The sequence below is a fragment of the Mesorhizobium sp. M0184 genome, from assembly GCF_040322215.1.
Classification (GTDB): domain Bacteria; phylum Pseudomonadota; class Alphaproteobacteria; order Rhizobiales; family Rhizobiaceae; genus Mesorhizobium.
The window spans coordinates 162,505-170,226 of the sequence record NZ_JAMYSZ010000014.1 but is presented as its reverse complement, the minus strand read 5'-3'; the positions used below and the strand labels follow the sequence as shown (position 1 = coordinate 170,226).

Annotated in this window: 8 protein-coding genes; 1 reads left to right on the top strand and 7 read right to left on the bottom strand. The window is 64.5% G+C overall.

Going from position 1 to position 7,722, the window contains the following annotated elements:
* Positions 1 to 191: 191 nt before the first annotated feature.
* Positions 192 to 1,250 (bottom strand): D-TA family PLP-dependent enzyme, encoded by a 1,059-nt coding sequence (locus tag NKJ23_RS19015; protein ID WP_352681704.1) that lies wholly within the window; start codon positions 1,248 to 1,250, stop codon positions 192 to 194.
* Positions 1,251 to 1,500: 250 nt separating this feature from the next.
* On the opposite strand from NKJ23_RS19015, the gene NKJ23_RS19010 reads away from it, so the two are divergent.
* Positions 1,501 to 2,187, top strand: coding sequence for a D-lyxose/D-mannose family sugar isomerase (locus NKJ23_RS19010; RefSeq protein WP_023674428.1), 687 nt, complete (start codon positions 1,501 to 1,503; stop codon positions 2,185 to 2,187).
* Positions 2,188 to 2,227: 40 nt separating this feature from the next.
* Here NKJ23_RS19010 and NKJ23_RS19005 read toward each other — a convergent pair whose 3' ends face one another.
* The 6 genes from NKJ23_RS19005 to NKJ23_RS18980 all read right to left on the bottom strand — a co-directional run bounded on the left by NKJ23_RS19005 (position 2,228) and on the right by NKJ23_RS18980 (position 7,704).
* Positions 2,228 to 2,578, bottom strand: a complete 351-nt coding sequence (locus NKJ23_RS19005) for a hypothetical protein (protein ID WP_352579849.1) — start codon at positions 2,576 to 2,578, stop codon at positions 2,228 to 2,230.
* Positions 2,579 to 2,595: 17 nt separating this feature from the next.
* Positions 2,596 to 3,384 (bottom strand): RDD family protein, encoded by a 789-nt coding sequence (locus tag NKJ23_RS19000; RefSeq protein ID WP_352681702.1) that lies wholly within the window; start codon positions 3,382 to 3,384, stop codon positions 2,596 to 2,598.
* A gap of 64 nt (positions 3,385 to 3,448) precedes the next feature.
* Positions 3,449 to 4,480: a stage II sporulation protein M gene (locus NKJ23_RS18995; protein ID WP_352681700.1), complete on the bottom strand. Its 1,032-nt coding sequence runs from the start codon at positions 4,478 to 4,480 to the stop codon at positions 3,449 to 3,451.
* The gene (locus NKJ23_RS18990) at positions 4,477 to 5,787 is read right to left on the bottom strand and encodes a DUF58 domain-containing protein (RefSeq protein WP_352681698.1); all 1,311 of its coding nucleotides are present in this window, start codon (positions 5,785 to 5,787) and stop codon (positions 4,477 to 4,479) included. Before NKJ23_RS18990 ends, NKJ23_RS18995 begins: the two co-directional genes overlap by 4 nt.
* Entirely contained in the window at positions 5,784 to 6,740 is a 957-nt protein-coding gene (locus NKJ23_RS18985) for an AAA family ATPase (protein ID WP_292661489.1), read from the bottom strand. Before NKJ23_RS18985 ends, NKJ23_RS18990 begins: the two co-directional genes overlap by 4 nt.
* Entirely contained in the window at positions 6,727 to 7,704 is a 978-nt protein-coding gene (locus tag NKJ23_RS18980) for a DUF4350 domain-containing protein (protein ID WP_502902547.1), read from the bottom strand. The genes NKJ23_RS18985 and NKJ23_RS18980 overlap by 14 nt, the downstream gene beginning before the upstream one ends.
* Positions 7,705 to 7,722: the final 18 nt, after the last annotated feature.

Here is a 7,722-nt window from a genome sequence, read left to right as displayed (position 1 = left end):
TCGATTGGTCATGGCACTTCCCCTTCCACGGGAATCGGTGATCGCAACGTCACCACCGTGCCATGGCCGCTCGCCCCTCAGAGCAGGCGCCGTTCTCTCTCCAAAACTTTTTGCAGAACCTTCAGCACACTATCCTGTCCCTCCAGCGTTTGAAGGATTTTGTACCTGAAGCGCACGCGCTCCAGCTGGACTCACCCCATCCGCCCGCGTGCTGCCACCGGCAGCGTCTCCAACACCTTGTCGCCTTCGATCAGATGCACCTCGTCGAACAGGTTGGTGACGACGCAGCAATGGTCGGGCACGACGCGCACGCGCTCGCCGATGCGAAGCTCGGCGCCGCCTGACAGCGTGACGTTGCCGTGCTCTTCGCTGAGGCTGGTCACCCTTGCGCCTGAAATGCCCAGCAGCTCGCCGAAATCGGCGAGCCCCAGCGTATCGCTGGACAGGGCCTTGCTGCCGGCGTCGAGGATGGCGCGTGTCGGCGTTGGACGGCTGACCACCGTCGACAGCACCGTCAGTGCGCAATCGTCGAGGCTGCCGACGCCTTTGGCGACCTGGTAGCGGTCGAGATAGATGTAGGTGCCGGGCCGGTATTCGGTAACGACGCTATGCTCGCCGGAACGCCACATATCGGGTGTGCCGCCGCTGGAGATGCGCTCGCAAGCAAGGCCGGCTGTGGCAAGTGCTTGCTGCGCATCCGCGAGCCACGCCTCGGTCTCGGCGGCGCGGCCAGCCCCCGGGTAGGTCATCAAGCCGCCGAAGACGAGCCCCCGGACCTTGTCGATCTCGCTCGCCAGCGCGACTGCCTCGCCGACCGACTGCACACCGCAGCGGCCCATCCCGGTGTCGCATTCAACCAGCACCGGCAGGCGGTGGCCGGGATCGGTAAAAGTGGCGGCAAGTCCCATCAGCGTGTCCACGCTGTCGGCCGTCACCGACAGGGTTACGCGGCCGTGCAGCGCCTTGAGGCGTTCCAGCTTGGCCCGCCCGAGGATATTGTAGGGCAGAAAGATGTCGGTCAGTCCGGCGTCGGCCATGACCTCGGCCTCGCCGATCTTCTGGCAGGTGATGCCGACGGCGCCGGCCGCGATCTGCTTCTTTGCCCAGTAGGGCAGTTTGTGGGTCTTGATGTGCGGCCTGAGCTTCAGCCCGTGCCGGTCGGCATGGGCCTGCGCCCGCGCGATATTGGCTTCGGCGCGGCCGGCATCGATCAGGATCGCCGGCGTATCGAGGTCGTCTATGCTGCGCATGGTCTCACCATCGGAAAATTGGTTGACCTTATGGCCCTGATCGGACCGCATGTCATGGGGCCAGCGACAGCAGTTTGCATCGACACCGGATGGACGTTCGGCTATTGCGGTTTGAGCAATTCCAGGAAAAGTGTGAAACGGTTTTCCGTCCGGAATTGCGTCCAAAAAAAAAAGGATGGAGCGGTTCGGCGTTTCCGTGAAACGATGAACCGTTCTAGCGCTCGCAAAGCGACGGGAAGGAACCACGATCATGAAACGCTCCGCCATCAACGACATCATCCGCGACGCCGACGCCTTCATCCGCTCGTTCGGCTACATCATGCCGCCCTTCGCCTACTGGTCGCCGGAAGAGATGAAGGCGCGCCGGCAGGATTCGTCGGCAATCTTCTCGTCGCGGCTTGGCTGGGACATCACCGACTACGGCCAGGAGAAATTCGACGAGCTCGGCCTGTTCCTGTTCACCGTTCGCAACGGCCGCTACGAGGACATGAAGAAGGGCATGGGCATGCTCTATGCCGAAAAGATCATGATCTCGCGCAAGGATCAGCTGTCGCCGATGCACCGCCACAACATCAAGGCCGAGGACATCATCAACCGTGGCGGCGGCAAGCTGGTGCTGGAGCTGTTCATGCATGATCGCGATGGCGGCATCGATCCGAAGGCCGAAGTATCGGTGCCTGTCGACGGAACCATCCACAGGCTGCCCGCGGGCGGGCTGCTGAAGCTCGACCCAGGCCAGAGCGTCACTTTGCTGCCGGGTGTCTGGCATGCCTTCTGGGCCGAGGGCAAGGACGTGCTGATCGGCGAGGTCTCGACCGTCAACGACGATCTCACCGACAACGTCTTCCGCGAGCCGATCGGCCGCTTCGCGGACATCGACGAGGACACAGCACCGCTGCACCTGCTGGTGTCCGATTATGAGAAGTGGGTGGGGTAGGGCAGGAGGTGGCGCTGGTTGGAAATGCCGGAACCGATAGCTAGGAGTCCCAATTCAGCTGCTGCAAAAATGTCCGAATACCGATTGTGCTGTCACTGAATTCGCTCGTGCTGTGCAGTGAAAAAACGATATCCACCGTGGGCGGCGCTTCTATTCTCGCTATTATTAGGCGCACTCCGTCATCTAGGATCTCAACGCCCGTTTCTCGTTTCCAATTTCCTCCCACTTGCTGAAGTCGGGGGGAGGAATCGTCGAATTGCTCTCGCATCGATTCGTCGTTTGGAAAGGGAGTGTCGGTGAGGCTGCTGAATTCTTCCCAGGACCCAGAGACCGCCGCCTGAATTGCGCGATCTATCCTGGATTCCTCAGTCGCGCTAATTTTGACCTGCATCCCGTCCCCCCTCCGGTCTACCGCGCATGCTTGTCGGCTCTGCGGTTGCCCAGCAGCAGTTTGCGTTCGAGATGAGCCCGTAGCTCGCCGTAATACGCCGTCAGGAACGCGCGCGCATCGTGGGCTTGGGGTGCCGCGCCGATCTTGCGTCCGATCGTTTCGGCCACCGTCCGCAGGGCGAAATAGTCGTCGCGGCGCAGCACCTCCTCCAGCTTGTGGAGTTCGGCAATCCCGTAGGCATCGAGTTGGGCGTGGCTGAACCGGAAGGCGCCGGCCGCCGGATCCTGCCGTGCCGACAGGTCTTCAAGCAAGGCGCGCTTCGGCGCCTCGACCACCCAGGTCCCCGCCAACAGGTCGCCGATCCGCATGCGGTCGCGATTGAACAGCGGGAACAAGGCAAACAGCAGCGTCCACACCAGTCCGAACACCGTCGTCAGCGTGTCGGCGAGGTCGGTCCCGCTGCGTCCAACGATGATCGACAGCGGCAGGAACACCTCGATCTCGCGCATCAGGTTGCGGGCGATGACCTGGTCGATCGACAGGCCGTCTCCGCTGCGCGACGCGACCCGGATGCCGACGATCCGCTTGCCGGGCGTAGCCGCGCGCCGGCCCGCTTCGAAAACGATGAAGTAGGCGTTGCGCAGAAAGAAGATCAGGATGATCCAGACGACGAAGAGCGGCTGAAATCCCTCGCTGCGAAGGCCTCCCACCCCGAATAGCGCGACGATCGTGATCACGATTGCAGCCACGGCGATGAACACGATGTCGAGCAGGAAGGCGGAGGCCCGCGTCCCGGCGTCGGCCAACTTTATCCGGAGATCGACGCCTTCGGGCGTGATCAGCGGCCGTATAGCCGCGAAGGCGGCGCGTTTAGCGATCGCCATGCCGCACCGCCCGGAACAGGTAGAAATAACCGATCCACAGCACCAGCATGCCACCGCCAATGCCGTAGCGCGTGACGTCGCTGGTGATGGTCTGCCTGCCAATGCCCTCGAGCAGCCCGGCAAACAGCAGCATGACCGAGACCCCGACCATGGCGTTCGCGGCAATGCGTCCGGCACGAGCCGCTGCCGCCATGCGTGTCAATTCGCCGGGAAAGGCGATGCTGGTGCCGATGCGCATGCCCGCCGCGCCGGCCAATGAGATTGCGAACAATTCGGTGGTGCCGTGGATGGCCAGCCAGCCGCCGAGCTCCATGCCAAGCCCCTTGGACCAATAGACTTGGAACAACGCCCCGATCATGCAGCCGTTGAACAACATCAGCAGCACCGTCGGCACCGCGAAGGCGAAGCCAAGGGCGAAGGCCAGGATTGCGACCTGGACGTTGTGCGTGAACAGATAGGCGGCAAAGCCTGAGAGAAAGCCATTGTCGCCATCATAAAGCATGCCTCGCAGCAGTTCGGCCGAGGTGTCGGGTCCGCGGCCTCCTGCCAGGCCGGGCGGGATGATCGCGTCGAACCAGCTCTTGTCGGATGCCACCAGCCAGGCGCCTGCACCAATGCCGATCACCATCAGCGCGACCGACGCCAATGTCTCGCCCCACAGGTCGCGAATGGCTTCGGGCCAGTCATGCAGGAAGAAATCGGCGAGGCGCTGCCGCAGCCCGCGGCGCGCGCCGTAGAGATAGAAATAACCGCGCAGCGACAGCGCTTCGAGATAGCCGACCAGCGCATTATCGAGCGATGTCGCGCGCGCCACCGACAGGGAAGACAGCGCCGATCGATAGAGCAGCGGCAGCGACAGCAGCTCCTCTTCGGAAAGCGTCCGCGGCGCACGCTTCTCGACACGCGCCAGCAGCGCCTCGAATGCCTTCCAGTCGGCCTCGCGCTCGCGGCGGAAGCTGGCCAGCGACTGGCGTACCGCGTCGCCGCGCACCGCATTGCCGCGTACCGGCGCCGTCACAGCAAATCCTCCTGCTTGAACTGCAGATAGCGCTCGACCAGCGCCGGACCGAGCCGCTTGTGGTCGGCTTCGATCACATGCGCCCCAAGCAGCCGCAGCCGGCCGATGACGACCTGCCTTTCGCGCAAGAGCCCTCCGGCAACGACCGCGCGGGCAACATCCTCGCCGGAGCGTGGCGGCAGGTCGGCCAGGCCCTCCAGTTCGGTGTCCTTCATCATCATGAACAGCACGAGATGCCGTTCGGTGAGCCGGCCCACGGTGCGCAGCATCAATTCCGCACTGATCGGATCGACGAAATCGGTGAAGATGATGACCAGCGAGCGGCGGTCGAGCCGCGCCGCCAGCGTCGTCAATGCCAGCGTGAAATTGGTCTCCTCGCTGGAGTAGTCGATCTCGGCGGCCCGTTTCTGGATCATCGCAAAGCTGGCGGGGCCGCGCACCGCGCCGCTCGAAACGCGCGGCCTTGCATCGAAGCCGAACAAGCTGACCATGTCACCGCCCTTCAGCGCGATGAATGCCGACAGCAGGGCGGCCGTCACCGCCCGGTCCACCTTCGGCACACCGTCAACCGGCTCGCACATCAGGCGTCCGCTGTCGATGGCCAGCACGATGTTGTTGTTCTCCTCGATGCGGAACTCGCGCGCCAACAGCTTGCCGTGGCGGGCGCTGCGCTTCCAGTCGATCATCCGCCGGCCCATGCCCGGCTGGTAATCCTTGAGCGCGTCGAACTCGCGGCCTTGACCGGCGCGGCGCTGCGCATGACCTTCGGCAAGCGCCGCATGTTGCAGCAGCGTGATCGCCTCGCCGCGAGCGCTGCTGACGTCGGGCAGCACCGCAACCTTGCTTTCCACCGGCAGGACGACCTGGTTCCAGACCAGCCCGAATGGCCCGCGCCAGCGCACCCAGAGACGGTCGAAGCTGGCGACGCCGCGCCGCAGCGCCTGGAAGCGGAGGAAGAGCGACCCGCCTCCGGCGGTTGGCAGCAAGGCGCCGCCGCTGCCGTCCACCGGCGCCAGCCGCGCATCGTGGCCGACGCGAGCCTGCGCGGCGCGCGGTCGCCCCGGTTGACGGGCGGCAATTTGCACGCTGAACTCGCCGCCGACACCAACCTGCTGCGGCGCATCGATGCTGGCATTCAGCGATGCCCGCCCGCGTCCGGCCGCGGCATCTACCGCCAGGAAGGCAAGCAGCAGGCAGCTCCACAGCAATCCCAGATACCAGAACGACGGCAGTGCCAGCGCGACCAGGAAGGCCGGCACCGCGCCGGCCGCGGCGGCCCATACCGCTCGGCCGCTGGGATAGATCAACGTGGTGCTTCCGTCTGGTCGACCAGATCGGAGACGATCTGCTCGACAAGGCGGCCGTCGATCTGGGCGGCAGGCGAAAGGATGACGCGATGACGCAGCGCCGGCACCGCCAGCGCCTTGACGTCGTCGGGGATCACATAGGCGCGTCCGTCCAGCGCCGCCCGCGCCCGCGCCGCCCGTGCCAGCATGGCGCCCGCGCGTGGACTGGCCCCGACTTCCAGATCGGCATTTTCACGCGTAGCCCGAACCAGAGCCGCTATGTAGCCGACGACATCGTCGACGAGGGTGACGGAGCCGACGGTTGCGAGTGCCTCCTGCAGCGTCTCGCGGTCCGTCTGCGCCTCGATGCCATATTGCGCGATGTCGTGCGAGGCTGAGCCGCCGCCGTGATGGACGATGATGGCTCGTTCTTCCTCCGGGCCAGGGTAGCTGACGCGGTGCTTGAACAGGAAGCGGTCGAGCTGCGCCTCCGGCAGCGGATAGACGCCCTGGTGCTCGATCGGATTCTGGGTCGCGACGACCATGAAATTGCGGCCGAGCGAATGCGTGGTTCCGTCGAAGGTGACCGCATGTTCCTGCATCGCCTCGAGCAGTGCGGCCTGCGTCTTGGGCGGCGTGCGGTTGATTTCGTCGGCAAGCAGGAGATCGCAGAAGATCGGGCCGCGCGTCAGCGTGAACTGTCCGGTCTGGAAGTTGTAGATGTTCGACCCGACGATATCGCCGGGCATCAGGTCCGGCGTGAACTGGATCCGCCCGTAGGCGATCCCAAGCGCCTGGGCGAAGCAGCGCGCCGTCATTGTCTTGGCCGTGCCCGGAGGACCTTCCAGCAGGATATGCCCGCCCGCAAACAAGGCGGTCAGCATCAGGTCGACCGTATCGTGCTGCCCGGTGATCGCCTTGGCCACTTCTTCCCTGATCCGTGTCGCCAGGGCCTTCACATCATCGACGTTCACCGAGCCTCCTTGCCGTCCAGTCATGCAGCCGTTCTGCTGCCTGTTGCATCTGCGTCAGATTCTTCGCCTCGCCGGCCGCTTGCGAGCGCGTCGTGAAGCCGCCAGCTTGCTCCTTATCGCGAGAGTCGAGCCAGTGGTCGAGCGCTTTGCCTTGCAACCCTTGCGGTGCGCCGAGCAGCGCGCCAGCGCGCACCCGCATCAAGGCCGCATAGCGGCCTCCCAGCTCGTCCAGCCGGCCGGCACGCCGCATGAGCATCGCCGGCGTATCGACCAGCTCACGCTTGCCGAAGGCGATCGCGCGCTGGTCGATACGCGGCGGGCCGAACCGGCCAAGGCCATGCAGGAACGCCAGCGCCGCAGCGATCAGGATCGTCAGTGTCAGCGCCAGGAACGGCGGCTCGACCAGAAGCTTGGCCAGATCATATTTCCGCCCCGCGCCGTGCAGCGTCAGATCGAACATCACCGGGCCGTCGTCGGGCTGGAGCAAGGCAATCAGCCCGAGCGCGGCTGCCGCCTTTTCGGGATCCTTGAGGGCGGCGTTGTTGATCAGATCGGGGTCAGTCAGGATATAGAACGGCTTGTCGTCTAGCTCGGTAAGCACAGCCTTGTCATTGCCGGCTGCGATGAGAGGGTACTTGTCGGCCACCCACTGCAATTCTTCGGGTGCGGCAACCATGTTGCCTTCGATGTCGAGTTGCTTTGCCGTGCCCTGGCCGGCACCGATCTTTGCATCGGCGATGCGGCCAAGCCATTCGTTCACTACCGAACCGGGCAATCGCCCGAATTTCATGTTCCAGCCTTCATGCCCCTGCAGCGGCAGGATCTGCCATTTGGGCAGCACGAAGAGCGTGTTCTGGTCCTGGCGAAGATTGAGGATGTGGTCGAGCGCCTCCGGATCGCTGTCGGGCGAGATGGTGACGATCAGCAGTATATCTCTGGCAAGATCGTCTTCGGTCCGCGCCATCAAGGGCGCTTCGCCGGT

Coding starts and splice junctions, on each gene's coding strand:
- NKJ23_RS19015 (WP_352681704.1), bottom strand. CDS start 1,250: ATGCGCAGCATAGACGACCTCGATACGCCGGCGATCCTGATCGATGCC.
- NKJ23_RS19010 (WP_023674428.1), top strand. CDS start 1,501: ATGAAACGCTCCGCCATCAACGACATCATCCGCGACGCCGACGCCTTC.
- NKJ23_RS19005 (WP_352579849.1), bottom strand. CDS start 2,578: ATGCAGGTCAAAATTAGCGCGACTGAGGAATCCAGGATAGATCGCGCA.
- NKJ23_RS18980 (WP_502902547.1), bottom strand. CDS start 7,704: ATGGCGCGGACCGAAGACGATCTTGCCAGAGATATACTGCTGATCGTC.